The sequence below is a fragment of the Geminicoccaceae bacterium genome (assembly GCA_020638465.1).
Taxonomy (GTDB): domain Bacteria; phylum Pseudomonadota; class Alphaproteobacteria; order Geminicoccales; family Geminicoccaceae; genus JAGREO01.
In genome coordinates this window covers 359785-385485 of record JACKIM010000001.1, presented here as the reverse complement: position 1 = coordinate 385485, position 25701 = coordinate 359785, and the positions used below count along the sequence as shown (strand labels likewise).

At 62.8% G+C, this 25701-nt stretch carries 25 protein-coding genes; 14 read left to right on the top strand and 11 right to left on the bottom strand.

Annotated features, from left to right (window positions below; translation table 11 throughout):
* Position 1 precedes the first annotated feature (1 nt).
* Genes H6851_01790 through H6851_01780 form a run of 3 tightly spaced genes read left to right on the top strand, consistent with a single transcriptional unit; the run spans position 2 to position 2848 of the window.
* The gene (locus tag H6851_01790; protein MCB9942343.1) at positions 2–562 is read left to right on the top strand and encodes a pilus assembly protein; all 561 of its coding nucleotides are present in this window, start codon (positions 2–4) and stop codon (positions 560–562) included.
* The gene (locus tag H6851_01785) at positions 559–1713 is read left to right on the top strand and encodes a pilus assembly protein (GenBank protein MCB9942342.1); all 1155 of its coding nucleotides are present in this window, start codon (positions 559–561) and stop codon (positions 1711–1713) included. Before H6851_01790 ends, H6851_01785 begins: the two co-directional genes overlap by 4 nt.
* Complete coding sequence (locus H6851_01780; protein ID MCB9942341.1) at positions 1694–2848, top strand: ion transporter; 1155 nt, start codon at positions 1694–1696, stop codon at positions 2846–2848. Before H6851_01785 ends, H6851_01780 begins: the two co-directional genes overlap by 20 nt.
* Positions 2849–2880: 32 nt before the next feature.
* Here the strand turns inward: H6851_01780 and H6851_01775 are convergent, their stop codons facing one another.
* Together H6851_01775 and H6851_01770 are read right to left on the bottom strand one after the other, a co-directional pair.
* Positions 2881–3768, bottom strand: a complete 888-nt coding sequence (locus H6851_01775) for an alpha/beta hydrolase (GenBank protein ID MCB9942340.1) — start codon at positions 3766–3768, stop codon at positions 2881–2883.
* Positions 3765–5174, bottom strand: a complete 1410-nt coding sequence (locus H6851_01770; GenBank protein ID MCB9942339.1) for an adenylate/guanylate cyclase domain-containing protein — start codon at positions 5172–5174, stop codon at positions 3765–3767. Before H6851_01770 ends, H6851_01775 begins: the two co-directional genes overlap by 4 nt.
* A 250-nt stretch (positions 5175–5424) precedes the next feature.
* Here H6851_01770 and H6851_01765 point away from each other — a divergent pair, with 250 nt between their 5' ends.
* The 3 genes from H6851_01765 to H6851_01755 all read left to right on the top strand — a co-directional run bounded on the left by H6851_01765 (position 5425) and on the right by H6851_01755 (position 7889).
* Positions 5425–5601, top strand: a complete 177-nt coding sequence (locus H6851_01765) for a DUF1127 domain-containing protein (GenBank protein MCB9942338.1) — start codon at positions 5425–5427, stop codon at positions 5599–5601.
* Positions 5602–5941: 340 nt separating this feature from the next.
* Positions 5942–7363, top strand: a complete 1422-nt coding sequence (locus tag H6851_01760; GenBank protein MCB9942337.1) for an aminotransferase class V-fold PLP-dependent enzyme — start codon at positions 5942–5944, stop codon at positions 7361–7363.
* A 124-nt stretch (positions 7364–7487) separates the two neighbouring features.
* On the top strand, positions 7488–7889 hold the full coding sequence (locus H6851_01755; GenBank protein ID MCB9942336.1) for a cytochrome c: 402 nt from the start codon (positions 7488–7490) through the stop codon (positions 7887–7889).
* Between the two features lie 22 nt (positions 7890–7911).
* Here H6851_01755 and H6851_01750 read toward each other — a convergent pair whose 3' ends face one another.
* Together H6851_01750 and H6851_01745 are read right to left on the bottom strand one after the other, a co-directional pair.
* On the bottom strand, positions 7912–8670 hold the full coding sequence (locus tag H6851_01750) for a trypsin-like peptidase domain-containing protein (GenBank protein ID MCB9942335.1): 759 nt from the start codon (positions 8668–8670) through the stop codon (positions 7912–7914).
* 456 nt (positions 8671–9126) lie between these two features.
* Complete coding sequence (locus H6851_01745) at positions 9127–9600, bottom strand: cell wall hydrolase (protein MCB9942334.1); 474 nt, start codon at positions 9598–9600, stop codon at positions 9127–9129.
* Between the two features lie 527 nt (positions 9601–10127).
* Between H6851_01745 and H6851_01740 the strand changes: the two genes are divergently transcribed.
* The 7 genes from H6851_01740 (at position 10128) to H6851_01710 (ending at position 18460) form a co-directional block, all read left to right on the top strand.
* Positions 10128–11918, top strand: coding sequence for a fatty acyl-AMP ligase (locus tag H6851_01740; protein MCB9942333.1), 1791 nt, complete (start codon positions 10128–10130; stop codon positions 11916–11918).
* A 29-nt stretch (positions 11919–11947) separates the two neighbouring features.
* Entirely contained in the window at positions 11948–12883 is a 936-nt protein-coding gene (locus H6851_01735) for an NAD-dependent epimerase/dehydratase family protein (GenBank protein MCB9942332.1), read from the top strand.
* A 33-nt stretch (positions 12884–12916) separates the two neighbouring features.
* The gene (locus H6851_01730; protein MCB9942331.1) at positions 12917–13165 is read left to right on the top strand and encodes an acyl carrier protein; all 249 of its coding nucleotides are present in this window, start codon (positions 12917–12919) and stop codon (positions 13163–13165) included.
* Positions 13165–14370 carry an aminotransferase class I/II-fold pyridoxal phosphate-dependent enzyme gene (locus H6851_01725; GenBank protein MCB9942330.1) on the top strand — a complete coding sequence of 402 codons (1206 nt, stop codon included), beginning with the start codon at positions 13165–13167 and terminating at the stop codon, positions 14368–14370. The genes H6851_01730 and H6851_01725 overlap by 1 nt, the downstream gene beginning before the upstream one ends.
* A 190-nt stretch (positions 14371–14560) precedes the next feature.
* Positions 14561–15925 carry a glutamine synthetase gene (locus H6851_01720; protein ID MCB9942329.1) on the top strand — a complete coding sequence of 455 codons (1365 nt, stop codon included), beginning with the start codon at positions 14561–14563 and terminating at the stop codon, positions 15923–15925.
* Positions 15926–15929: 4 nt separating this feature from the next.
* A complete protein-coding gene (locus tag H6851_01715; protein MCB9942328.1) occupies positions 15930–17318 on the top strand; it encodes an aldehyde dehydrogenase family protein in 1389 nt (462 codons plus the stop codon).
* A complete protein-coding gene (locus H6851_01710; protein MCB9942327.1) occupies positions 17315–18460 on the top strand; it encodes an iron-containing alcohol dehydrogenase in 1146 nt (381 codons plus the stop codon). Before H6851_01715 ends, H6851_01710 begins: the two co-directional genes overlap by 4 nt.
* Before the next feature lie 38 nt (positions 18461–18498).
* Here H6851_01710 and H6851_01705 read toward each other — a convergent pair whose 3' ends face one another.
* The 6 genes from H6851_01705 to H6851_01680 form a co-directional block, all read right to left on the bottom strand.
* Entirely contained in the window at positions 18499–19755 is a 1257-nt protein-coding gene (locus H6851_01705; protein ID MCB9942326.1) for an aminotransferase class I/II-fold pyridoxal phosphate-dependent enzyme, read from the bottom strand.
* Between the two features lie 11 nt (positions 19756–19766).
* Complete coding sequence (locus tag H6851_01700; protein MCB9942325.1) at positions 19767–20936, bottom strand: hypothetical protein; 1170 nt, start codon at positions 20934–20936, stop codon at positions 19767–19769.
* Positions 20937–21114: 178 nt separating this feature from the next.
* Complete coding sequence (locus tag H6851_01695; protein ID MCB9942324.1) at positions 21115–21876, bottom strand: ABC transporter permease; 762 nt, start codon at positions 21874–21876, stop codon at positions 21115–21117.
* Positions 21873–22658, bottom strand: coding sequence for an ABC transporter ATP-binding protein (locus H6851_01690; GenBank protein ID MCB9942323.1), 786 nt, complete (start codon positions 22656–22658; stop codon positions 21873–21875). Before H6851_01690 ends, H6851_01695 begins: the two co-directional genes overlap by 4 nt.
* A 7-nt stretch (positions 22659–22665) precedes the next feature.
* Positions 22666–23694 carry an ABC transporter substrate-binding protein gene (locus H6851_01685; GenBank protein ID MCB9942322.1) on the bottom strand — a complete coding sequence of 343 codons (1029 nt, stop codon included), beginning with the start codon at positions 23692–23694 and terminating at the stop codon, positions 22666–22668.
* A 157-nt stretch (positions 23695–23851) separates the two neighbouring features.
* Complete coding sequence (locus H6851_01680; protein MCB9942321.1) at positions 23852–24178, bottom strand: NIPSNAP family protein; 327 nt, start codon at positions 24176–24178, stop codon at positions 23852–23854.
* Between the two features lie 158 nt (positions 24179–24336).
* Here H6851_01680 and H6851_01675 point away from each other — a divergent pair, with 158 nt between their 5' ends.
* Positions 24337–25293 (top strand): D-2-hydroxyacid dehydrogenase, encoded by a 957-nt coding sequence (locus tag H6851_01675; GenBank protein MCB9942320.1) that lies wholly within the window; start codon positions 24337–24339, stop codon positions 25291–25293.
* 9 nt (positions 25294–25302) lie between these two features.
* On the opposite strand, the gene H6851_01670 is transcribed toward H6851_01675, so the two are convergent.
* A complete protein-coding gene (locus tag H6851_01670) occupies positions 25303–25695 on the bottom strand; it encodes a DUF4332 domain-containing protein (GenBank protein MCB9942319.1) in 393 nt (130 codons plus the stop codon).
* Positions 25696–25701 lie beyond the last annotated feature (6 nt).

Genomic DNA, 25701 nt, shown 5'->3' with positions numbered 1-25701 from the left:
CGTGATCGTCCAGTCCAGCCTCCTTCGCCGATCCATGATTGCAATGGCGGGTGACCTGCGTCTCCTGCGCGACAATTGCAGTGGCGTGTCCGCGGTCGAATTTGCCCTGCTCGGTCCGGTCTTCATCTCGCTCATCGTGGCAATCATGGAGCTCGGGTTGTTCTTCGGTGACCGTGCCATCATCGACCATGCCGTCCAGCGCGGCGCGCGAGTGGCCCGGATCGGCTATGTCGATGGTGTCCGGACCAATCAGGCGTTGTTCCAGCAGGCGCTGTGCGGCGGCCTCGTCCTGATCCGGTGCACCGACATTTCCTATTCGGTCAAGGCCTACTCCCACCTGCCGTCCTCGACCCTCGAGACGACGCTCGACGAGGATGGCCATCTCGCCGATGTCAGTTTCAATCTTGGTGGTCCCAGCGATACGGTCGTGGTGACGGCCGCCTACACCCACAAGTTCGTCAGCCCGTTCGGCGCGCGCCTCCTCGTACCCGATGGCAGTGGTTCGACCGTACCCATCATCGCCCATGTCGTGATCAAGAACGAGCCGTTCCCGTTGCCATGAGCAAATCATCCCGATCCCGTATCCTAGGTTCGACCGCTCTCAACCGGGCGTTCGAACAGCCTCAACGTGGCGAAGCTGCGGACCTTTCGCTCCTGGATGATGAAGCGGCCGCCACGGCGGTCGAATTCGCACTCGTGGTGCCCGTGCTGCTGCTGCTGCTCGGCGCCAGCGTCGAGACGGCCAATATCATGGCCATCGAGCGCAAGGTCTCGCTGACCACCCAGGCGCTGGTCGACATGTCGGCCCGCTATGCCGTCATCGGCGGAGGCGAGCTCAACGAGTTGCAGACCGCAGCCCGCCTGATGATGCAACCCTATGAAAGTTTCAGCAGCGTCATCGCCAGCGTCGTCATCGACGATGACGGGGTGCCGCTGCCCGATACCGCCGACGGGAGCTGGCAGCTCGATGTTGCCGGCACAAACCCGTTTTCCGTGACCGAACTCACCGAAGCGACCAGTGAACTCAACGTGACCGGCGATACGGTGATGGTCGCCAGGGTCACCGTCAACTATCAGCCGATCGTCTACAGCCTCTTCCCGATGCACCCGACCATCAGCGATCTGATGGTGATGCGGCCGCGCATTGTTGCGTCGCTCGACAGCAGCACCCCGACCTTGCCGCCGGCACCGCCACCACCGCCTCCGCCACCGCCGCCGCCGCCTCCTCCGCCGCCACCGCCCCCGCCGCCACCGCCTCCTCCTCCGCCACCCGTGGGGCCACCGCCACCGCCTTCGCCGCCAGGACCGCCGCCCCCGCCAGCGCCCCCGCCACCGCCCCGCCGCCCCCGCCGCCCCCGCCGCCGGGACCGCCGACGCCGCCCGGACCTCCAGGGGCCGCCTTCGCCGCCGCCCCGCCGCCGGCACCACCGCCCCCACCGCCCCCGCCGCCGGCACCACCGCCCCCGCCGCCACCACCACCGGGACCACCACCGCCGCCACCACCGCCAGCGCCACCGCCACCACCGCCTCCTCCTCCGCCCCCTCCCTGGGAGTAGGCCACGAGGTCACCCGCCGCCCGCCTGTCAGGACCACGACCTGCGGGCGGCGGTAGCGGATGGTGCGGGCATTGCCGCTGGTCCCTTGCTGCCGCTACCTTTCGGGCCGGTCAAACCGGAAGGAGTACCGACGGACGATGGTGCCAGGACTCGGTGACAGCCTGAGGGCGTACGTCTATGCCCTGATCGAGGACGAGGATGGGCAGGGACCGACACGTCAGGCTGTCGATGGCGTTCTCGTCACCCTGATCGTCCTCAGTGTGGGTGCGGATATCCTCGGGACGGTGAAGAGCATTCACGAGGAGTGGTACGCACTCATTCGCAGCATCGACGTCGTTTCGACGCTCGCGTTCACGATCGAGTACATTGTGAGATTGTGGGTATGTGTGGAGGATCGCGACGGCCGCTACAACCGCCCGGTCCTGGGGCGGATGCGCTACGCGGTCACTCCGCTGGCTATCGCCGACCTGATGGCGATCCTGCCATTCTATCTCTATTTCCTGCTTCCCGATGAACTGCGACTGCTGCGGCTCTTCCGCCTGATGCGGGTTCTCAAGCTCGCCCGGTATTCGCCGGCCCTGCGTGTCATCGAGGTCGTGCTGCTCAACCAGCGGCAACCCCTGTTGGCCGCGCTCAGCGTGGTCGCCGTGCTTCTCATCATCAGTTCGGGATTGATGTATTTCGCCGAACATCAGGCCCAGCCGGAAGCGTTCGGATCGATTCCGGCGGCCATGTGGTGGGCGGCCGTGACCATGTCGACCGTGGGCTATGGCGATGTCACGCCGGTCACGGTCGCCGGCAAGGCACTGGCGGGGGTGGTCTCGCTGCTGGGGATCGGCATGTTCGCCCTGCCGACCGCCATTCTCGGTGCCGGGTTCATGGAGGAACTGCAGAAATACAAGTTCTCGACCATTGTGGCGATTGTTGCTCGTGCAGAGATTTTCTCGGATCTGTCACCAGGGCAGATCGCTGAACTTGCCGCAATGTTGAATATTCGCCGTCTACCGTCGCGCTACACAATCATACATGCCGGCGAGCACGCCGATGCCATGTACTTCATCGACGAGGGCAAGGTGGTACTGCGCAATGCGACGATGCGCAGGGTCCTCGGACCCGGAGATTTCTTCGGCGAGCGGGCGCTGCTCGACGGACATGTCCGCACGATTACCGTGGTGACGCTCAATTCGTGCCGGCTGCTCGAATTGCGCGCGGGAGACTTTCACAACCTGATCGCCAAGGATGGGAGCCTCCGCGAAGCCATCGTCGAAAGGATGTCGAGGGACCCGGGCTGAACCGGGTTCCGAGAACCTGCGGCGGGCCGGTGTCAGGCCGATGGGAAAAAGGCGCGGAACCTGTCCACGGCGGTCTCGGGTGCTTCCTCGCACAGGAAATGCCCGGCATCGACCGGCGAGCCGCTGACCGTTCCCGATACCTTGTCCCGCCAGCATTGCAGCACGTCGAAATGCCGATGCATCAACCCATGACGTCCCCACAATACCAGCAGGGGGCATGTTATTCGGGACAGCCCGTCTTCGCGGTCATCAACGAGGTCGATGGTCGCGCCCGCGCGATAGTCTTCGCAAGTGGCGTGAATGACCTGCGGATCGGCAAAGCAGCGCTCGTATTCCGCCAGCGCCCGTTCGTCGAAAAAGTCCAGCCGTCCGCGCGACCAGCCGGCCAGACAGGAGCGCAGGAACAGGCTCGGCTCATGGCCGATCATGCGCTCCGGCAGCCCGCCCGGCTGGATCAGGAAGAACCAGTGGAAATACCCGGTTGCCAGCGTCTGATTGGTCGCCTCGAACACGGTGGCGGTGGGGACGATGTCGAGTACGGCGGCATGGGTGACGGCCTGCGGGTGATCGAGACACATGCGGTGCAGCACGCGACCGCCCCGGTCATGGCCGGCAGCCATGAACCGGTCGTATCCCAGACGGCGCATGACCGTCACCATGTCGGCTGCCACCGCCCTCTTCGAATAGGTGCGGTGAGCCGGATCGGTCGCCGGCCTGTCGCTGTCGCCATAGCCGCGCAGGTCCGGGATGATCAGCGTATAATCGCGGGCGAGGTCTGCGGCCATGGCATGCCACATGGCGCCGGTCTGCGGATATCCGTGCAAAAGCAGCAGGGGTGGACCGTTGCCGCCCCTGCGAAGGTGTATCGTCGCTCCCTCTCCCTCGACCCTATGGGTCTCGAACCCGGCAAACAACATCATGGCCCCTCATGTGTCATGAGATCGACCGGCAGGTCGATTCCCTCGACCGCCGCTTGCGGCCGCTCGTTCCACGCACAATGTGCCGCAAAACCCTGGCTGACAGCGAACTGCCACGCCGTTCGGGTCACGATGCCCCGGACACCCTCGACCTTGCAATGCTTCTCGAGCTTGGCGGCAAGGTTCACCGGTTCTCCCAGAACGGTATATTCGAGCCGGTCGCGATCGCCGACGGTGCCGAACATGACCGTGCCGCATGTCATGGCCGCCGCAATCTCCGGTGCCGGGTTGCCGCCAGCCCTCCGTCTTGCCGTCCATCCCTTGCCGTCCTCGACGATCGCCTCCAGGCATCGTGCCGCATCGGCGGCAAAGCTGTCCGATATCCGCGTCGCGCCGAAGCTCGCGAGAATGCCGTCGCCCATGTACTTGTCGATGCTGCCGCCATGCCGGCGCACCAGTGCCACCATCAACGACTGGTAATCCGAGAGCAGGTGCATGACATCGGCGGGTGACATTGCCGTTCCGAGGCGGGTGAAGCCCCGCAGGTCGATGAACAGGATCGCCGCGTGGCGCAACTCGGCGGTACCCGGCACGAGATCGCGTTTCTGTTCGCGTATCCGGCCGGCAACTTCCGGTGCGAAGAATTTCGACAGATCGACTGCAGCCTGCCGGTCCATGGCGGCGCGATAGAGCAGTTTGCGGGAACGCGACAGGCTGATGGCGAGGATGAGCGTGACGATGAGGATCGAGACCATCTTGTCGACCTCGGCACCGATCAGCACCGAATACGAGGTGACATAGGTGGCAAAGCTGTGGGTGATCATCGAGTCGTCACCGACATGGACCGCGTAGAGTACCAGGATGATCCAGCCACCTGCGGCGGCAAGGCCGGCGATGATGACGAACCCCGGTTCGAAACGCAGTGTCCGGAGCGCAATCAGGATGAACACATACATCAGTGTCGGCGCCTTGAGATACATCTCCGGCGGTAGATTGTATTGCAGGTGGAAGCTCCAGATCGTCACCATGAGCAAGGTGATGTCGACGACCACCGAAACCGTCAAAAGCACGCGGCCCAGCTCATGGCGCATGGCGAGCCACGTCCGGTATCCTGTGAAGACCGCGTAAAGGGCGAGCGCCCACGGGATGGGTTCGAACGGGACGCTCGGCGGAAAGGCCTTGGGCGTGAGCGCGTAGAACGCGAAGAAGAAGACTATCGCGCAGATCTGCACGAGACTGATCAGGATCTCGCTTCGCTCCTGTTCGCGATGGATGATCCCGACGATCCGCGGCGGCAGGTCCTCCGGCAGCGGCGGGCCGAAGATGGCTTCTTTCAACCGTCGCAGGCTGGAGCCGGGGATGTCGGCACGGGAATCGGGCTCGTTGACCATGAAAGGAAGGATGTCCAATCGGCCATCGCGAGGCAATCGACTTCCGTTGAGAATTCCGTGATCGCGACATGATATGACGCGTCGGGCATCTCTGCATTTTTCGCGATGCTGCAATGCAAAAATTGCATTGGTTGTTTCTGTGCGGAAGAAGTAAGAGGATCCTCAGAAAAACTGCGTCGACCGCTTCGTGACAGGATGCGAACGTGGATCATGACGCGTCGAAGGGCCTGCCATGAATACGAATCTGACGCTTCCCGCCTATGGTGCCATGTCGTCTTCCAGCGAAAGCGCGCTGGCACGTCTGATCTTCCGTTTCGTCGAGAAGATCGACAGCTACCGGCGTTATCGCCGGACCTACACCGAGCTGAGTGGCCTTTCCGATCACGAGTTGCGTGATATCGGCCTGGAGCGCGGTGAAATTGACATGATTGCCCGCAAGTTCTGATCGTTCGTCCGGCTTTTTTGCCGGTAGTCCGGGACGATGCGAGTCCGGTGATGTTTGGCTTGTGACGGAATGCCCGATGGAGATGATCTCTTCGTCGGGCATTTTGTTTTGTGCAAGCAGTCTGGCTGACGGCTGTATATTGCTTTTGGACAAGATCGATGATCCGAGAAATTCATCGATATCGAAGAGGGGAGGGCCGGGAGAGCCAGCCCTTTTGACTTACCGTTCCTGATTGTTTTCATCTTGCAACGTGGCCCCGATGTCCTTTTAGCATCCCGTCAGGATGCGATGGCAGAAAGTCGGCGAACGGAGATGTTCGCCATCTGGGAGGATGGACGTCATGGACCATGCAACGTTTCGCCGGCATGCGCACGAGATTGTCGACTGGATGGCCGACTATCTCGAAGGAATCGAACGCCGGCCGGTGCGCTCCGGCGTCGAGCCCGGTTCGATTGCATCCGCCCTGCCAGCCTCGGCGCCGCAGGACGGCGAGCCCTTTGCCGATATCATGAACGACCTCGACAGGATCGTCATGCCGGGCATGACCCACTGGCAGCATCCGCGCTTCTTCGCCTATTTTCCGGCCAATGCCACGCCACCGTCGATCCTTGCCGAAATGATAACGGCTGCACTGGGTGCTCAGTGCATGTTGTGGCAGACCTCGCCGGCGGCGACCGAGATGGAAACGAGGCTGCTCGACTGGCTGCGGCAGATGATCGGCCTGCCCGATGGTTTCTCCGGTGTGATTCAGGATTCGGCATCGAGTGCCGTCCTCTGCGCCATTCTGACCGCCCGCGAACGGGCAACCGGCTGGCAGGGCAACGAGATGGGGTTGGCCGCGGGCCCGCGTCTCACCGCCTACGCCTCGACCGAGACTCATTCCTCGGTCGAAAAGGCGGTGAAGATCGCGGGACTCGGACGCAACAGCCTGCGGGCAGTCGCGCTCGACGACGAACGCCGGATGGATCCGGAAGCTCTTGATGCAGGGATCCGCGCGGACCTTGCGAATGGCTGCAAGCCGGCCATCGCGATCGCCACCCTGGGCAGTACCGGCATTGGCGCCATCGACCAGCTTCACCCGATCGGGGAAGTGTGCCAGCGGCATGGTGTCTTTCTGCATGTGGATGCCGCCTGGGCCGGCAGTGCTCTGATCCTGCCGGAATATCGCTGGATGCTCGACGGTTGCGAGACCATCGACAGCCTGTGCTTCAATCCGCACAAATGGCTCGGCGTCCAGTTCGATTGCTCGGCCCACTTCGTCCGCAATCCGGCTGACCTCGTGCGGACCCTCTCGATCCTTCCCCCATATCTGCAGGGACGGGAGACCGGCAATGTCATCGACTATCGCGACTGGGGCATTCCGCTTGGCCGTCGATTCCGCGCACTGAAGCTGTGGTTCGTGCTGCGGGCCTACGGTGTCGGGGGATTGCAGCAGATGTTGCGGGATCATATCGCATGGGCGCGGGAGCTTGCCGGCTGGATCGACGAGGAGCCCGGTTTCGAGCTGACCTCGCCTGCGAGACTGGCGCTGCTGTCGTTCCGCTGGTTGCCGCAGGGTGTCGATGAAGGTGCCGAAATCGACCGTCTCAACGACCTCCTCGTCAACGCCATCAATGATGACGGCCGCATCTACCTCACGCCCAATCGCATCGACGGTCGCATGGTCATTCGCGTCAGCATCGGCGCTCATGCGACCCGGCGATCCCATGTCGTCGAGGCATGGGATGTGATTCGGGAAATGGCGGCAAAGATCGGCGCTTGACCTTCCCGCAGGTTGAATGTGTAGGAGCCTGCCTGTTATTTGCGCGACCTTTCGACGAAGAGCCGGAATGGTCGTGCCGTCGGTCGGAAACTATCGGACATGAGCCATGATGACACCAAGGCAGATGATGATCGCGACGTCCGTCGTGGCGGTACTTGGCGCAGGCCTGTTCTACTGGAACCGGAGCCAGGGCGTGGACGGGCGGCACGGAAGTGCCGCAATCGAGCCCGTCATACCCGAACTCACTTCGCCGGCACGTGCCGGAGAGGTCGTATTCGATGAACGTTGCGCATCCTGCCATGGTCAGGACGCGGTCGGAACGGACCAGGGGCCGCCCCTGATCCACAAATACTACGAACCCGGACATCATGGGGATCAGGCCTTCGTGATGGCGGCAACCCGCGGTGTACGCGCCCATCACTGGAACTTCGGTGACATGCCTCCTGTCGCAGGGATAACTGCCGACGAGATCGCGAGCGTGATCGCCTATGTGCGTGAGGTCCAGGCTGCCAATGGCATACAGTGACCCCAATCCTGTCGAATCCGGTTCAGGGGTGAACGTCATCCGGTGGGACGACGGCGACACCGACGACCCTGCCATCATGCCGGGCGATTGCCGAATGGACGGCGACAATGCTGAATTCGCCGTCGGTGTCGATGAGGATCGGCGAACCTGAATCGCCGAACGTGGCATCGCAGTCGTGAAGGAGCAGGTGGCCTCCGGCGGACAGGCCCACCACATTGCAGGAGCGGTTGCGTGTGAGCCTGTCGAGCTGGTCGCCGCTGTATCCGGCCTGCGACAGCCGCCAGCGGTCCGCCCCGGCCTTGATGGCCATGGCCGCAGGTGCCATCGGCACCGGCCGGAGCCATCCGCCGTCGTAGAGCTGGTGGTCGAGCTCGATGAACGCCCAGTCCTGCTGGAGCCGCTTCGGCCTTTCGTCCGCATCGAGTTCGAGATCCTCGGCGACCGTGATCCGTCGTCCGTATGCGGTGGCACGGGCTTCGCCATTGGTGAAGCCGGCGGAGAACCTGGCAGATTCCGGCCGGACGACGCTGCCGCGGTCATCGATGACACAGTGGGCGGCGGTCAGGACGACGTCGCGCCTGACAAGGGTGGCGCTGCAATGGGCGCCGTCTTCACGATCCAGCCTGCCCACGGCAACCCATGGCCAGCCACTGTTGAAACGGGGGGCGTCACGATCGTCATCGCCGGTAATGCCGAGCCATTGGGTGAGGTCTCCCGCGTGGGTATCGGGTGGGGAACACGACACCAGCAAGGCAAGGACGACACCGATGGCGCGGATCATGGGGCATTCCCTGCTTTCGTGACTGTCGCCACAGAATCGCATGCTTCGATGAACATGATGTTAATGTCGAAAAACCTGCCGATATTCCGGCGTCTTTCGCTCCACGGACGCTGTTATTCCGGAATTTCCGGCGAGCGCTACGGTGTTCGTGAACGAAAGGGCGATCACCGGCGTTGTTGCGGTGCAGCAACACTGCCAGTGAATAAATCAATGCCGCTTATCGCGCATAGGGTAATATGCCGGCTCAACTGTGATATTTTTGAGACAGTCCCGACCTGGGAGGCGCAGGTGCGATGCGATCATTCGATCGTCGCGCCGGCCGGGCTTCGGCGACACAACACCCTTCTTGCTGGAGCGCGTTCCGACCAAGGGAGATCGGCCGATCGCTCCAGCTTCCCGATTTCGCGTGTCATTCTCGCGAGATGGATGGTTCCACCCGGCGGCACCCGCAAGAAGTCAGTTGCGGCCGAAGAAGTTGTGCCGGCCGATCGTCGTGGTCTCGCGGACGTCGCTGCCCATCCAGCCGGGCCGCTTGCGGAAGCTCTCCTGGAACCACAATGCGCCACCCGTCGGGTCGGCCGGAGGATTGGCGCCGAGCATTTCATCGGTCAGGCTCTGGGCCATCTCCCACATCTTCGGCTCGGTCGGCTTGTCGGACTTGCCATCGCACCACCATCCCCACTCACAGTGCCGGCCCCGCTTCTGGGTGATGACGCCAGTGATCGTATCGGGATATTTCGGGTCCGCCACACGGTTGAGGACGACCCAGCCGATCGCGACCATGCCCTCACGTCCCTCGGATCGGGCCTCGTGATACATGTTGAGAGCGAAAAGGCGCTTCGCTTCGGCATCCACCTCGGCGGCATTGGCCAGTCCGGTCATGGCACAGATGCCGAAAATGGCGAAAGCAGCCAGTTTTTTCCAACTCATGCGCTGATCATCCCTATGTCTTGAGCCCGGGCGTCACCGGAGCGGCACCCCGTCGGTGATCCTCGGATGCATGAAGGGAAGCCTCCCGTCAATGGGCGGCTTCACCTGTTGCGCGAAGGCGACAGCTTCATTGCAAGCGGGATTCGAAGCCTGTCATCCTGCAATGCAATATGGCATTTCGCAAATGCGAAATACATGATAATATATATTAATTTCAATTACTTAATATACAAACCTCAGAGATTTGTTGGGTCAATTGATGCAATAAACTGCAACACAACGTGAGTGGTGGGATCCGGATGCGGGCTCTAGGTTCCGCCCATTCCCGGTGTCGGAAGACGTTCCGGACCGTGCCTTTCGAGTTCGGCGAGCCGTTTTCGAAAACGAAAGGTTGACGGTGGACGGGGGCGGAATGCCCCAGCCGTCCGTTCATCCGACAGGTCGCGGCGATCCGCGATTGCAGGGACGAGGTAACAATGGCAGCGCCGGGCGGTCCGGTCGTTGCTGGCGTGTAAGGTGAAGTCTCGATGTCCATGCCTACTCCGACGATCAACGAAGGGCTGTCGTTCCGTTTGGAGGGCTTTTCGACGCTCAGCGAGGGGCTCGATTACGCCGCACGCGGAGAGACGGGGATGAACTTCTACTCGCCGCGTGGCGAGTTGCAGACTGTCGTGCCCTATCGCCAGTTGCGCGCAGAGGCCATCGACACGGCCAGCCGCCTTCCCTCGACCCGCCTTCGCCGCGGCGACCGCGTCGGCATCATCGCCGAGACCACGCCGGACTTCCTGCGGGTGTTCTTTGCCTGCCAGTATGCCGGCATGGTACCCGTTCCGCTGCCGCTTGCCGTCAATTTCGGCGGTCGCGCGGCCTATGCCGAGCGCCTGCGCGGCATGCTCCAGGCAGCGGGCGCGCGTGCGGCCATCGGCCCTTCGGACCTGATCGATGTCCTGCAGGAGGCAGCGCGCCCGACCGCGGTGCGCTATGTCGGCACGGCTTCGGATCTGGCGGGGCTCGATCGCGTCAAGGCGGCCCTTGAACCGCTCGCGGCGCATGAAGCCTGCTACATCCAGTATTCCTCCGGCAGCACCAGTTTTCCGCGTGGTGTTCTGGTCACTCAACAGGCGATAACGGCCAATGCCCGTTCGATCGCCGTCGATGGTGTCTGCCTGCGGCAGGGCGATCGCTGCGTTTCATGGCTTCCGCTCTACCATGACATGGGCCTGGTCGGTTGCTGCCTGACGCCGGTCCTGGGGCAGGTTTCGGTCGACTATCTGGCCACTTCGTCCTTTGCCCGCCGCCCCCTGGTCTGGCTCGAACTCATCTCGCGCAACCGCGGAACCATCGCCTTCAGCCCGACCTTCGGGTTCGAGCTCTGCGCCCGCCGGGTCGCCAATCGCGCCGCTCCCGACCTCGACCTGTCGTCGTGGCGTGTGGCTGGCATCGGTGGCGAGATGATCCGCCCCGATGCACTGGATACCTTTGCGTCGACCTTTGCCGCCAGCGGCTTCGACGCGGGTGCCTTCCTGCCGAGTTACGGCATGGCCGAGGCCACTCTGGCGGTGACCTTCCCGAAGGTGGGAACAGGTGTTGCCGTGGATCGCATCCTGCGCGGTGCTCCCCTTGAGCAGCAGCGCATTGCCGTTCCGGCGCACTCGGAGGTCGATGACAGCGAAGCCCGCTCTTTTGCCCGTTGCGGCAAGCCCATGCCCGGTTACGAGATCCAGATCCGCGACAAGCGCAACCGCCCGATGCATGAGCGCCAGGTCGGCCGTATCTGCATCAAGGGGCCGAGCCTCATGGGCGGCTATTTCCGCAACCCGGAGGCCACCAATGCCGTCATTACCCGGGACGGCTGGCTCGACAGCGGTGACATGGGGTACATGGTCGATGGCGAACTGGTCGTCACCGGGCGGACCAAGGATCTCATCATCATCGGCGGTCGCAACATCTGGCCGCAGGATCTCGAATGGGCGATCGAACAGCTGCCGGAGGTCCGTGCGGGTGATGTGGCGGCGTTCGCTGCCAGTGATTCCCTTGATCGCGAGCGGGTGGTGGTCGTTGTCGAGTGCCGCGTGCAGGGTGACGAGGCCATAGCCGGATTGCGCGACAAGGTGCAGGCCACGGTCAGCCGGGTGGCCGGTGTCGAAAGCGACGTGGTGCTCGCTCCGCCGCGTTCGTTGACTTTCACCACCTCGGGAAAGTTGTCGCGGGCAGCGGCGCGACAGAACTTCCTCGATGGTGCCATTCGCGATGTGCAGGCGGTGATGGCTCCCACGCATGAGGCCGCTGTCGATCTGCGCCTCGCAGCTTCGGGTTGAGGTTGCCGGTCTGACCGAGCGTCGATGAAATGGGGCTGACACTCGCACTGACCGGCGGGACGGGTTTCATTGGCCGGCATCTGCTTGGACAACCCCTGTTGTCCGGCGGGTCCAGTGGATTATCCACTGTTCGCCTGCTCCATCGTCGCGATGTCGAGGAGCGCCCCCACATTCGGCCCGTCCGCGGTTCGATGGAGGACGAAACGGCCTTGCGGCGGCTGGTCGATGGTGCCGATGTCGTGGTGCACATGGCGGGTTCGATCCAGGCACGGGCCCGTGCTGATTTCGAGCGCGACAATGTGGAGGCGACTGCGAGGCTTGCACGTCTGGCTGAGCAGGGCGGTGCACGGCGCTTCATGCTGGTTTCTTCCCTGGCTGCCACAGTTCCCCAGGCATCGAATTATGCATGGAGCAAGGCGGAAGGCGAAAAGGCAGCGCGAAGCGAACTTCGGTCCTGCTCGTTGGAAATCCTGCGGCCGCCGGCAATCTATGGTCCGGGGGACCGGATGACGCTCGCGATCTTCAAGCAGATGGCCTCGGGCGTTCTCCTGGTGCCGCGAGGCGGGATGTCGAGTTTCGCACTGTTGCACGTACACGATCTCGTGGCATTGATCTCGACATTGATCTTATCTCCGCAGGAGCAGGATGTCGTCGAGCCGGATGATGGCAAGGCGGGAGGCTACCGGTGGGAAGACCTTGCCGATATCGGCAAGGTCGTTGCCGGACGCCCCGTGCGCGTGGCACGGTTGCCGCGGTGGGTCTTCTCCGTGGCCGCCGCGATGTGTGATGGTTTATCGAGCTTCACCAATGCTGTATTGCCTCTGTCTCGCGACAAGCTCGGCGAGCTCTGCCATCCCCGATGGGTCGGTCGAGGTGACCGCCCGTCCGGCTGGCGGCCGCAGGTGGATTTTGTCGAAGGTGCACGGGAAACCTTGCAATGGTACCGGCAGGCCGGCTGGATCTGAAGCCGGTGACAAACAGCAGGTGGAGACGTCCCCATGACCGATACGTTGCGTGATCGGATCCTCGAACTGCTCGATCGTTACAATCCGGAACGGAAGCCCGTCGAGGATGCGACCGAGCTCGGTGCCGGCCTCAACATCGATTCGGTCGCCGCAATGGACCTCATCATGGAGATCGAGGACCATTTCGAGATCGACATCCCGATGAACAAGGTTTCCGAACTGCAGACTGTGGGCGACCTTGTCTCGCTGGTGCGCGAGACGGTCGAAGCGAGACAGGGCTGATGGATATATTCTCCAAATATGGCGCGACCCGCGCTCGTCACGACGCCGTCGTCAGTGCGGGCACGGATCCCTTCGGACAGGAGATCGACGAGATCGTTTCGGCGACCGAAGCGATCATCGCCGGCCGCCGCACGATCATGGTCGGCACCAACAACTATCTGGGACTGTCCTTCGATCCGGCCTGCCGCAAGGCCGCCGCCGATGCGGCGCTCGAACTCGGTACGGGAACGACGGGTTCACGCATCGCCAATGGGACCTATGCCAGGCACAGGGAGCTGGAGGAGGGATTCAAGCGCTTCTTCGACAGGAAGCACGCGATCGTCTTCACGACCGGCTACCAGGCCAATCTCGCGACGCTGTCGGCGCTGGCCGGTCCGAAGGACTACATCCTTTCCGATAGCGACAATCATGCAAGCATCTGGGACGGCTGCCGCCTGTCGCAGGCCGAGACGGTGATGTTCCGCCACAACGACCCCGACCACCTCGACAAGCGGTTGTCGCGTCTCGAAGGCAAGGGGGAGTGCAAGCTGATCGTCGTCGAGGGGCTCTATTCGATGCTGGGCGACACGGCCCCGATCCGGGAATTCGTCGAGGTCAAGGAAAGGCACGGCGCCTGGCTCTGGGTCGACGAGGCGCATTCCGTCGGCGTCTATGGCGAGAATGGACGTGGCGTTGCCGAGGCGCAGGGCGTCGAGGAAGGCGTCGACTTCATCGCCGGCACCTTCTCCAAGAGTCTTGCCGGGACCGGCGGTTTCGCGGTCTCCAACCATCCCGACTTCGAACTGCTGCGGCTCACCGCCAGACCCTACATGTTTGCCGCTTCGCCAACGCCATCGAGCATGGCCTCGGTTGCCGAAGCGTTGCGCCAGATCGAATCCCGTCCCGAGCTTCGCCGGCAGATCTGGCGCAATGCCGAACAGCTTTATGCGGGCCTCCGCGATGCGGGGTTCGAACTGTGCTCCGCTCTGAGCCCGGTGATCGCGGTGCGGATGCCGGACGAGCGGTCGGTGGTCCACGCATGGAACCGCCTCATTCGAGAAGGCGTCTATGTCAATCTGGCGGTTCCGCCCGGAACGCCCGGTGGCGTCTGCCTGTTGCGTTGCAGCGTTTCGGCTGCGCACACGCCCGGGCAGATCGACGAGGTGATCCGGCGTTTCACCAGGGTCCGCGACGAGATTGCCGGTCCCGCCGTCTCGATCGCCTGATCCGGGGAGGGCTGCCGGTCATTGCTGGCGGGGCGATGGATCAGCGCCCTTGCCACGTCATGGCAATGGATTATTCAGGTGGGGCAGGCAGGCGCGCGTCGGGCAACCGGCATGGACGTTTCCGGCTTCGGACAAGAGCGGCCCGCATTCCTCCGCAATCGGGCCGCGTCGACCTGGAGGTTAACCAACGATGAGCGAGAAACTGACACTGGACTGGCTGCGCGAGGCTGTTCAGGTTGGCGAAATCGATACCGTCATCGCGGCTCAGGTCGACATGCAGGGTCGGTTGATGGGCAAGCGGTTCCAGGCGGAATTCTTCATTGACAGCGCGTGGGAGGAGACCCACAGCTGCAACTACCTTCAGGCAACCGATCTGGAGATGATCACCGTCGAGGGATACAAGGCGACCTCATGGGCCGCCGGTTATGGCGATTATGTCATGAAGCCGGATCTCGACACCCTGCGTCGTGTGCCATGGGCGGAAGGTACCGCCATGGTCCTGTGTGACGTGCTCGACCATCATTCCCACAAGGATGTTCCCCACTCGCCGCGCGCCGTGCTCCGGCGCCAGCTCGCCCGCCTCGCGGAACGGGACATGAAGGCGATGATGGCGACCGAACTGGAATTTTTCCTCTATCGGGAAAGTTTCGAGGAGGCGCATGACAGCGGCTATCGCAAGCTCACGCCGATCAGCCCGTACAATGAGGATTACCACATCTTCCAGACCGCCAAGGAGGAGGATGTCATGCGGGCCATCCGCAACGGCCTCCAGGGGGCGGGCGTGCCGGTGGAGAACTCCAAGGGCGAGGCGGACTCCGGGCAGGGGGAGATCAACGTCCGCTATGCCGATGCCCTGACGATGGCCGACAACCACTCGATCGTGAAGAACGCGGTCAAGGAGATCGCGTGGGCGAAGGGCAGGGCGGTGACCTTTCTCGCAAAGCCCAATACCCACAAGGCGGGAAGTTCAAGTCATGTGCACCAGTCCCTGTGGAGCCTCGACGGCAGGCCCCTGTTTCACGATCCGCAGGCCGAACATGGCATGTCGAAGCTGATGCGCCATTTCCTGGCCGGGCAGCTGCATCATGCCCCGGCCGTGACCCTGTTCCTTGCCCCCTACATCAACTCCTACAAGCGGTTCGCCGAGGGCACTTTCGCCCCGACGAAGACCGTCTGGTCGATGGACAACCGCACGGCGGGCTATCGCGTGTGCGGTGCGGACAGCAGGGCGGTGCGTGTCGAGTGCCGTGTCGGAGGCTCGGACCTCAACCCCTACCTCGCCATGGCCGCCCTGCTCGCGGCGGGCATGGATGGCATGGATCGCGAGATGGAACTCGAGGAAGCCTTCAGCGGCGATGCCTACAAGGGTGAGGGGCGCGAGGTGCCGAAGACCCTGCGCCACGCCATCGACGCGGCCGAGGCGTCGGACATGTTGCGCGGAGCCATCGGAAGCGATGTGGTCGACCACTATCTCCATGCCGCGCGCTGGGAACAGCACGAATACGACCGGGTGGTCACCGATTGGGAGATCGCCCGCGGCTTTGAAAGGACCTGACCGGATGACGTCCGAACTGCGCTGCATCTCCCCCATCGACGGCTCCGTCTTTGCCAGCCGGCCGGTCGTCTCGCTGGACGACGCCCGTGCATGTGTCGCCGGGGCCCGCAGGGCCTGCCCGTCATGGGCGGCGCGCCCGCTGGAGGAGCGGATCGCACTGGTGCGTGCCGGTGTCGCCCGGCTGGGGGAGATGAATGACGAGGTGGTGCCCGAACTGGCGTGGATGATGGGGCGGCCGGTACGCTATGGCGGCGAGTTCCGTGGTGTCGACGAGCGCGCGTCCTGGATGGCCGATATCGCCGCCGCCGCGCTGGCGCCGGTGGTGATCGAGGACTCAGCGCGTTTCGAGCGGCGCATCCTGCGCGAACCGCAGGGCGTGGTGCTGGTCATTGCGCCCTGGAATTATCCCTACATGACAGCCATCAACACGGTGGTACCGGCTCTCATCGCCGGCAATGCGGTCATTCTCAAGCACTCCACCCAGACCCTGCTGGTGGGTGAACGCATGGCGCGCGCGTTCCACGAGGCAGGTGTGCCGCGCGAGGTCTTCGCCAACATCTTCCTCGATCATGGGACGACAGCCGCCCTCATCGGTGAGCGGGCATTCGATTTCATCAACTTCACCGGCTCGGTAGCGGGTGGGCGAGCCATGGAGAAGGCGGCAGCCGGCACGTTTGCCGGGCTCGGTCTCGAACTCGGCGGCAAGGATCCGGGGTACGTTATGGAGGATGCCGATGTCGAGGCCGCGGCCGACACGCTGATCGACGGGGCAATGTTCAATTCCGGCCAGTGCTGTTGCGGCATCGAGCGGATCTACGTGGCGCAGGCGTTGTTCGACCGCTTCGTCGAGAAGGCGGTTTCCATCGTCAACGGCTACCGGCTGGGCAATCCCCTCGATCAGGAAACCACATTGGGACCGATGGCCAATGTGCGATTTGCCGCCGAGGTGCGCAGCCAGACCGGTGAAGCCCTTGCCGGGGGAGCGCGTGCGCTGATCGATCCGGCACGATTCCCGCAGGACGATGGAGGTGCCTATCTGGCCCCGCAGATCCTCGTCGGAGTCGATCATTCGATGCAGGTGATGCGTGACGAGAGCTTCGGTCCCGTGGTCGGTATCATGCCCGTGCGCGACGACGACGAGGCGCTGGCGCTGATGAATGACAGTGCCTTCGGCCTGACGGCCTCGCTGTGGACGCGGGACGTCGAACGGGCCGCACGGATCGGTGCTGCCATCGAGACCGGTACGGTCTTCATGAATCGCTGCGATTATCTCGACCCGGCGCTGTGCTGGACCGGATGCAAGGATACCGGGCGCGGCGGGGCGCTATCACCCATCGGTTACCAGAATCTGACCAGGCCCAAATCCTACCATCTGAGGAAAGCCCTGACATGAGTCCCGTCGCCAACTGGAGCTATCCTACTGCCATCCGCTTCGGTGCCGGGCGCATCCGGGAGCTGGCCGATGCCTGCAAGACGGCGAAGATCTCCCGTCCGCTGCTGGTGACAGACCGGGGCCTGGCCTCGATGGAGATTACTGCCCGCGCCCTGGATGTGCTTGATGGAGCCGGTCTCGGTCGGGCAATCTTCGCCGATGTGGACCCCAATCCCAACGAGAACAATCTCGAAGCGGGTATCAGGCAGTTCCGCGATGGCGGTCATGACGGCGTGGTCGCGTTCGGTGGCGGCTCGGGGCTCGATCTGGGCAAGCTCGTCGCCTTCATGGTCGGACAGACCCGGCCGGTATGGGATTTCGAGGATATCGGTGACTGGTGGACCCGCGCGGATGCCTCGGCCATCCATCCCAACGTTGCCGTTCCCACCACTGCCGGTACAGGCTCCGAGGTGGGGCGGGCCAGCGTGCTGACCAATTCCGCTACCCACGTAAAGAAGATCATCTTCCATCCGAAAATTCTGCCTTCAGTGGTCATTTGCGATCCCGAGTTGACTGTCGGCATGCCGAGGATGATCACCGTGGGCACCGGCATGGACGCCCTTGCCCATTGCCTCGAAGCCTTCTGCTCGCCGCATTACCACCCGATGAGCCAGGGGATCGCTCTGGAAGGCATGAAGCTGGTCAGCGACAATCTCCCCAGGGCTGTCGCCAATGGAGCGGACCTCGACGCCCGGGCCAACATGATGAGCGCGGCGGCGATGGGGGCCACGGCCTTCCAGAAGGGGCTGGGGGCGATCCATTCCCTCTCGCACCCGGTCGGCGCGATCTACAATACCCACCATGGCCTGACCAATGCCGTGGTCATGCCGCCGGTCCTGCGCTTCAACCGCCCCGCTGTCGAAGACCGTCTGGCCGATGCCGCCCGCTATATGGGCGTCGGCGATTCCTTCGATGCATTCTACGACCACATCATGGCCATGCGCTCCAGCCTCGGTGTCCCCGACAGGCTCGGCGAACTGGGGGTCGGGCGTGACTGCATCGACGAGATGGCCGCCATGGCTGCCGAAGACCCGAGTTGCGGTGGCAACCCCGTTCCGCTCGATGCGGCATCACTGAAACGTCTCTTCGAGGAATGTATCTGACGGGCTGAGGTTGCCGATCGGACAGCGGTCGAGTGCCATCATGGGCCGGGTGTCATCTCCGCGATCGTCGCGTATCCGCGCGTGGAGGTGCCTTGGCTGCGCCTGTCCTTGCCCCTGACCGTTTCGGCGGCGTCGACGATGGCCTGGGCGATCTGGTCGAGCTGGTGCCGGAGCAGGTGCACGGGCAGGCGTACATCGCAGGCGCGCATCAACATCGCGCGGGTCCGCTCTAGCGATTCCTGACGGTCGATGAACTGCCAGTTCCAGAATGCGCGCGCATTGCCTTCCGCAAGCCCGAAGACCTGCACGTCCACTCCATTCATGGCGGCCAGTTTCACGAAGGTCCGTGCCTCGTCGTCCGTCGCGAAACCCGAAAGATTGAACTGGATCGAATCGGGTGCACGCTCCTCGCCTGGCAGGGGCTCGGGTACATTGAGCCAGGGAGAGCGGTTGAGCTGTCCGGCCACATGGTCATGGTTCCTGCGACCGGCGGCGATGCGCCCGCCCAATTCGATCAGTTGGGGTCGCAGCACCGCTGCCGCGAGATTGTTCATGCGCATGTTGTAGAGGGGCAGGCGGTTCTGCCAGTGACCGCCACGATCGCCGATACCCGGATGCTTCTTCCAGTTGGTTTCATAAGCACCCGACATGATGGCGGCGCGTGCCATGAGGTCGGGATCGGCCGTCACGAGGATGCCGCCTTCGCCGGCATTGAGCATCTTGTATGACTGAAAGGAAAAACACCCGATTGCACCGAAGGTCCCGATCGCCCGCCCGTGCCAGCGGGTTCCGAGCGAGTGGGCCGCATCCTCGATCACAGGAATGCCGCGCTGCTCGCAGCTTTCGAGGATGACATCCATGTCCGAGGTATGCCCGCGCATGTGGCTGATGAGCACCGCGGCGATGTTGGTGTCGATCTTGCGTGAGAAATCCTCCGGATCGATGCGGTAGTCATGACCGCATTCCACCAGAACTGGTGTACAATCGGCGTGCACCACGGCCGAGGGGACCGCGGCAAAGGTGAAGGCCGGCATGATGATGCGGCTCCCCCGCGGCAGGTCCAGGGCCTTGATGGCGAGGAAGAGCGCGGCCGAACAGGAACTGACCGCCAGGGCATGGGGCATGTCCAGCAGTTCGGCGAATTCCTTTTCCAGTCGGGCGACTGGCGAATTCAGGCCGGAAGTATAGCGAAACAGATCGCCACTGTGCAAAAGTGCGTTGATCTCGTCCTGTGCGGCCCCGGGGATCGGCTCTGCGGAATAGACATCGGGTACGGCTGGAGTGTCCTGAATCATGGATTTCACCTTCAAAGTCCCGTGTAACCGAAGCGACGGAAATGGGCGATCACGCCATCGGTGAGAAAGCCGGTCCGTGTCGCCAGTTGCGGCAGGTCGAAGCCGCCGCCCGTGTTGACCTCGATCAGCCTGGGGCCGGATGGCGTGACGGCGATATCCATGGACTGGTAACGTACAGGCTGGAAAATCGACGCGCAGCACCGGGCGAGTTCGACCACGCGATCCCACATCGGGACACGCTCACCCTTGAGCGCGACGCCGGTGCGCGGATGTCGATCGTGCTCCTGGACGAAACAGCCATCCTTTTCGCATAGGGTCTGGATTGTGCCGTTCAGCGGATCGAGGCCGCAGGCAAGGTTGCCGGAACGCCAGAACGAGTCGGTGAAATTGCTGCCGCCGGGCAATTTGAGGACGGCAAAGGGAATGTCGACGTCCTGTTCTCCGGCGAGAATACACAGTCGTATGGTGGCGAGATGCCCGGTATATTGGGCCAGAGCGTCATGATTGGTTTCCTGGCGCTGCAGGATATAGCTGGTACCGCCGATATATTCGTTGAAGAATGTCTCGTGGTCGAGCCAGCCCTCGCCATAGATCTGGACCCTGTCGGTATCGACTGCCGTGACGAGAAAGGCGCCCAGACTGCAAATTCCCCGGTTTTCCTTGCCGAAGAACGGCAGTTGGCCGTCGGTTTTCGTGAACTCCCGGAATTGATCGGCCGTCCTGATGGTCCGGGTATCGGGATAGTTGCGATGGCCCCGGTCGATGATGGCCAGCGTCTCGGGGATCTCGATCGCACTTCTCGACAGGATATGCGAACAGAGCCATTTGTCCTCGGTGCTCGCCTGCCAGGTCATGTCGCATACGGCCCGTGTGATCGGCCAGTGCAGGCGATTGGTGAGGAAGCGCTGCCGCGAGTCGCGATCGTGGCGGGTGCGATCATAGACTCCGTACTGGAGATATTCCTGAATTGACAGATGACCACGACCACGGCTCAACTGGAAAAACTCGGCCGCCAGGTCGAAAACGCTCCGGTCGCTTTTCCTGCTCGCAAGATTGAGGGCGTGGGCAAGCCCGAACTGGCCCTGGCTGCTCCCGGTTACCTGTGATCCGGAACTCCCGTTCTGCAACTGATCCTTGAGGGTTTCGTCCCTCGCCCTGACATTGATTCCGGCCGCTACCATCGCTTTCCCCGAACAATATTGCATTCGCATCCGATTTATCGGCCGGGATGGTTAACAATTGTTAAATTTTTCAATTTTAAGTTGTTATTGATGCGTAAAATATCAACTTTTCGCGAAGATCAGCAATCGCTCAAGTCTGCCCATGCATATTCGGGGGTTTCCGGGACGACGGAAAGACCTATCCCGCGTTGATGCCGCTGCGGAACGCCCATCCGGTCATGTGCTGTTCGAGAAGGGCGAAGATGGCGTACATGGCGATGCCCAGGATTGCCAGGGCGATGAGGCAGCCGAAAACCAGCGGAACCTCGAAATTGGCCTGGGCCTGGAGCATGAGGTGGCCGAGACCGGAGTTGGCGGCAATGGTTTCGCTGATGATTGCCCCGACGAAGGCCAGGGTGATGGCGATCTTGAGCGAGCCGAAGAAATACGGCATCGAGCGGGGAATGCCGACCTTCGTCATGATTTCCAGCTTGCTGGCGCCAAGTGCCCGCAGCACATCCTCCATCTCCGGCTCAAGCGTCGCGAGGCCGGTGGCGACATTGACGACGATGGGAAAGAAACTGATGAGGAAGGCCGTGAGAATGGCCGGAACGGCGCCGACGCCGAACCAGAGAACGAGGATCGGGACGATCGCGACCTTGGGGATCGAGTTGAAGCCGACCATTACGGGATAGAGGCCGTTGTAGATGGTGCGCGACCAGCCGATGAAGACGCCGAGGGCAAGCCCGAAGCCGATGGCAATGACGAAGCCCGCCAGCGTCGTCCACAGGGTTTGCAGCGAGTTGAAGAAGATCGCACCCTTGAAGTGCCACATTTCGGCGAAGACTTCCGATGGCCGCGGCAGGACATAGGACGGCATGTCGAAGGCGACGCAGGCGACCTCCCAGACGACGAACAGGCCGATGGTGATGAACAGGGGAGCCAGGCGTTCGGCGGTCATGGCTCGCGTACACCGGCGATCTGGAGACGCAGCGTGTGGACGATGTCGACGCAGGCCGGTTCGTAGAGTACCTCAAGCGAACGCGGACGGGGAATGTCGACGACGTGGCGATGGAGGATCCTGCCCGGACGGGCGCTCATGACGTGGATGGTATCGGCCAGGAAAACGGCCTCCCGCAGGTCGTGGGTGACCAGGATGCAGGTGAAGCGCTGCTGCTGCCACAGGTCGCGAAGGACGCACCACAGCTCCTCGCGGGTGAAGGCGTCGAGCGCGGCGAACGGTTCGTCGAGCATGAGCAGCTTCGGCTCGTGGACCAGGGCGCGGCATAGGGAAACACGCTGCTGCATGCCACCGGACAGTTCCCAGGGGAAGCGGTCGCCGAAACCCTTGAGCCCGACCGTGTCGAGAATGGCGTCTGCGCGTTCCTCATACATCCTGCGATCCTTGCGGATGCGGGAACGGTGCGGTTTGACGATTTCCAGCGGAAGGAGAACGTTCTCGCGGACGTTGCGCCACGGGAGCAGGGTGGCGTTCTGGAACGCCATGCCGGCGATCTTGAGCGGTCCCCTGACGGGCGAGCCGTTGACGCTGACGGATCCGTGCGTGGGCGGTCGCAGTCCGGTGACGAGTTTCATCAAGGTGGACTTGCCGCAGCCGGACGGGCCGACCACGGCGGTGAATTCCCCTTCCGCTACCGAGATATCGGCACGGTCGAGTGCAAGGACCTCGCCATCGCGCGTCCTGTAGGCGAGCGAGGCCCCATTCAGTTCGACGAACGCCATGCGACCGCTATCTCAGCATCCGCGTCGACACATCCGGCAGATAATCGGATGTGTAGATATCGGCGACGGCAGGGCGGTTGACGTAATCGTAGCCGATGCCGATCTGGTCGAGACTGGTTTCGAGGCGGTCGATTTTCGCCGCGCCAAAGCCGTTTTCCTTCACCCGTTCGGTAACGATGTTGTCGTGCAGCGCCATCTCCAGTCGCTCGACCTCGACCTCTTCCCGGGCGACGTCATTGCGGCTGGTGATCGAGGCAATAGCCGCCTGCGGATCGGCGATGGTTTCCTTCAGGCCGCGAATCGTTGCCCGAATGAAGCCCTTCACCGCTTCGGGATGTTCCCTGGCAAAGTCCGTATTGGCGATCACCATGTTGCCGTAGAGGGCCAATCCGTGATCGGACATCAGCATGACCCTGATATCGCCGGCCGGAACGCCCTTGGACTTGAGGTTCAGGAATGACGAGAACGAGAACCCGAAGATGCCGTCGACCTCGCCGGCCGCCAGCATGGGTTCCCGCACGGGAAACCCGATGCTCTCGATGGTTACCGCGCTCTCGTCGATATCATTGATCCTCACGAATCCCGGCCACTGGGCGAATGCCGAATCAGGCGGAGGAGCGCCGAGCCTGTGTCCTTCGAGACTTTTTGGGTCCGAGGGATCGATGCCACTGCCCGCGAGCGAGACGATCGAATAGGCGGGGGCATCGTAGAGCACCATGACCGACTGCACCGCAGCATCGGGATTCTGGTCCTTGAATTTGACAAGGGCTGACAGGTCTCCCGAACCCAGATCGTAATTGCCGGTGGCGATGCGTGGAATTGTCTGGGACGACCCCGAGCCACTGTCGATCGAGACGTCGAGTCCCTCATCGGCGTAGTAGCCCTTGTCGAGGGCCACGGTGAAAGGCGCGGCCGGACCCTCGAACTTCCAGTCAATGGCGAAGTTGACTTTCGTCTGGGCGGCCGCATCCTGCAGCGGGACGCATGCAACACCAACGACAAGGCCAGTCGCGAGAGCTCCGATCAGTGGATTCATTGCCCAAATCCCTTCAGGACACTGTTGAATCTATGGATTGGCCGGCCCTTGCCATTTGCCCTGAAGGATCGCACGTTCCTGCCCGGACTGGCAATCATTCCGCGACGAAATCGACGTGCGACCCCGAATTGGCTGCTGTCGGAATGACGCTGCCGTACTATTTCACGCTTGAGAACGCCGTCGGTGTCAGGATCTCGCTCGAAACATTGGCGACGATCGGCTTTTCCGCCTCACTTGCGGCGCGTTTCTCCTGCCATTCCGGATCGGCCATGAAAGCGCCCCATTTGCTTTCACGTTCAGCAAGATTCTCCCACTGGAGAAGATAGGTGAGCCGGTGATTATTCGGGCCGATGACGGTCGTCCAGAACCCGGCCTGCCGGATTCCGTGGCGCTTCCAGATGTCGAGCGTCACCGTTTCGAAACGCTTGAGCAACGCCGGCAGACGGCCCGGACAGCAGTCGTAGACACGCAATTCATACAGCATTCGCTTCTTGCCTCCCCTCGAATTCCCGATATTGCTAGCTGATGGTGAGCAGCCACAAGCGCCTTAGCAAGCCCCTTTTCCACCAGCTGGATGAGAACGGGCCATTTTGTCCGGGCTGCTCGCCTTCAAGCGGATCGATCCGGGGAGGAGCGGATATCATGACATGCAGGGTCGTTTTTCTCGACCGTCTGACACTCGGGCCGGGCGTGGAGGTCGTCCGTCCGCGTTTCAATCATGAGTGGATCGAGTATGAGCGATCTTCGCCGGATGAGGTTGCCTCGCGTGTAGCCGATGCCGATCTGGTCATTTCGAACAAGGCGCCCGTGCGCGCCGAAGCACTTGCCGGAGCCCGTCGGCTGAAAATGATCTCGGTGGCGGCAACCGGCTATGACATCATCGACATCGACGCGTGTCGCGAGCGTGGCATCACCGTCTCCAATGTCCGGGGGTACGCGGTCAACACCGTGCCGGAACACGCCTTTGCGCTGATTCTCGCCCTGCGCCGTTCGATCGTGCCCTATCGCGCCTCCGTCATTGCCGGCCGCTGGCAGGAGGCGGGCACGTTCTGCTATTTCGACTACCCCATCCGGGATCTTGCCGGTTCGACCATCGCGATCATGGGCGAGGGGTCCATCGGCCAGTCGGTGGCAGCCATTGCCCGTGCGTTCGGCATGGTTCCGCTGTTCGTCGCCCACAAGGGGGTCGACGGGCTGGGACCGCTCTACACGCCGTGGAACGATGCCCTCGAATGTGCCGACATCATTTCCATCCACGCTCCCCTGACATCCTCGACCCGGAACATGCTAGGCATGGAGGAGTTCCGCAGAATGAAACGAAAGCCCCTGGTCATCAACTGCGCCCGCGGCGGGCTGGTCGACGAGTCGGCACTGGTTCGTGCGCTCGACGAGGGGTTGATCTCCGGTGCCGGTTTCGATGTCCTCACCAGCGAGCCGCCAGCCCCCGACAATCCGCTGCTCGCGATTCTCGATCGGCCGAACGTCATCGTGACGCCGCACGTCGCCTGGGCCAGCGAAGAGGCGCAGCAGGGGTTGTGGAACCAGACCATCGAAGCGCTGGAGGCGTTCATGGAGGGACAGCCGGTACGGGTGGTCTGACCGACCGTATCAGCGTCCGACGAGGTAGCGTGCACCTTCGATCCAGCGGTCGACTTCCGCCTCGCCCGGGGTGCGGCGGACGAGGATCTCGCGCTTGTTGAGCTCGCTGAGCTGATGAGCAAGGTCGGCCGCATGGCTTTGCGCCAGTCGTTCGGGTGTGTCGATGTCGAGCATTTCGAGCATGTTGGCATAGGTATGGCCGACTCCCTGCACCTGCCGCAGCCGGGCCCGGTCGACGAGGCGACTGAGCTGCTCGACTTCGACACCGCATCGCCCGGCCAGGGCGCGCAGCGACTCCGTCGACCGGGTCGCCGCGATCAGTTGCGCCGTATTGGAAATGCGACAGGCCCGCAATGCTATGCGTATTCGCGACGATGTACCGCTGATACGCAATATCGGCATGGGCGC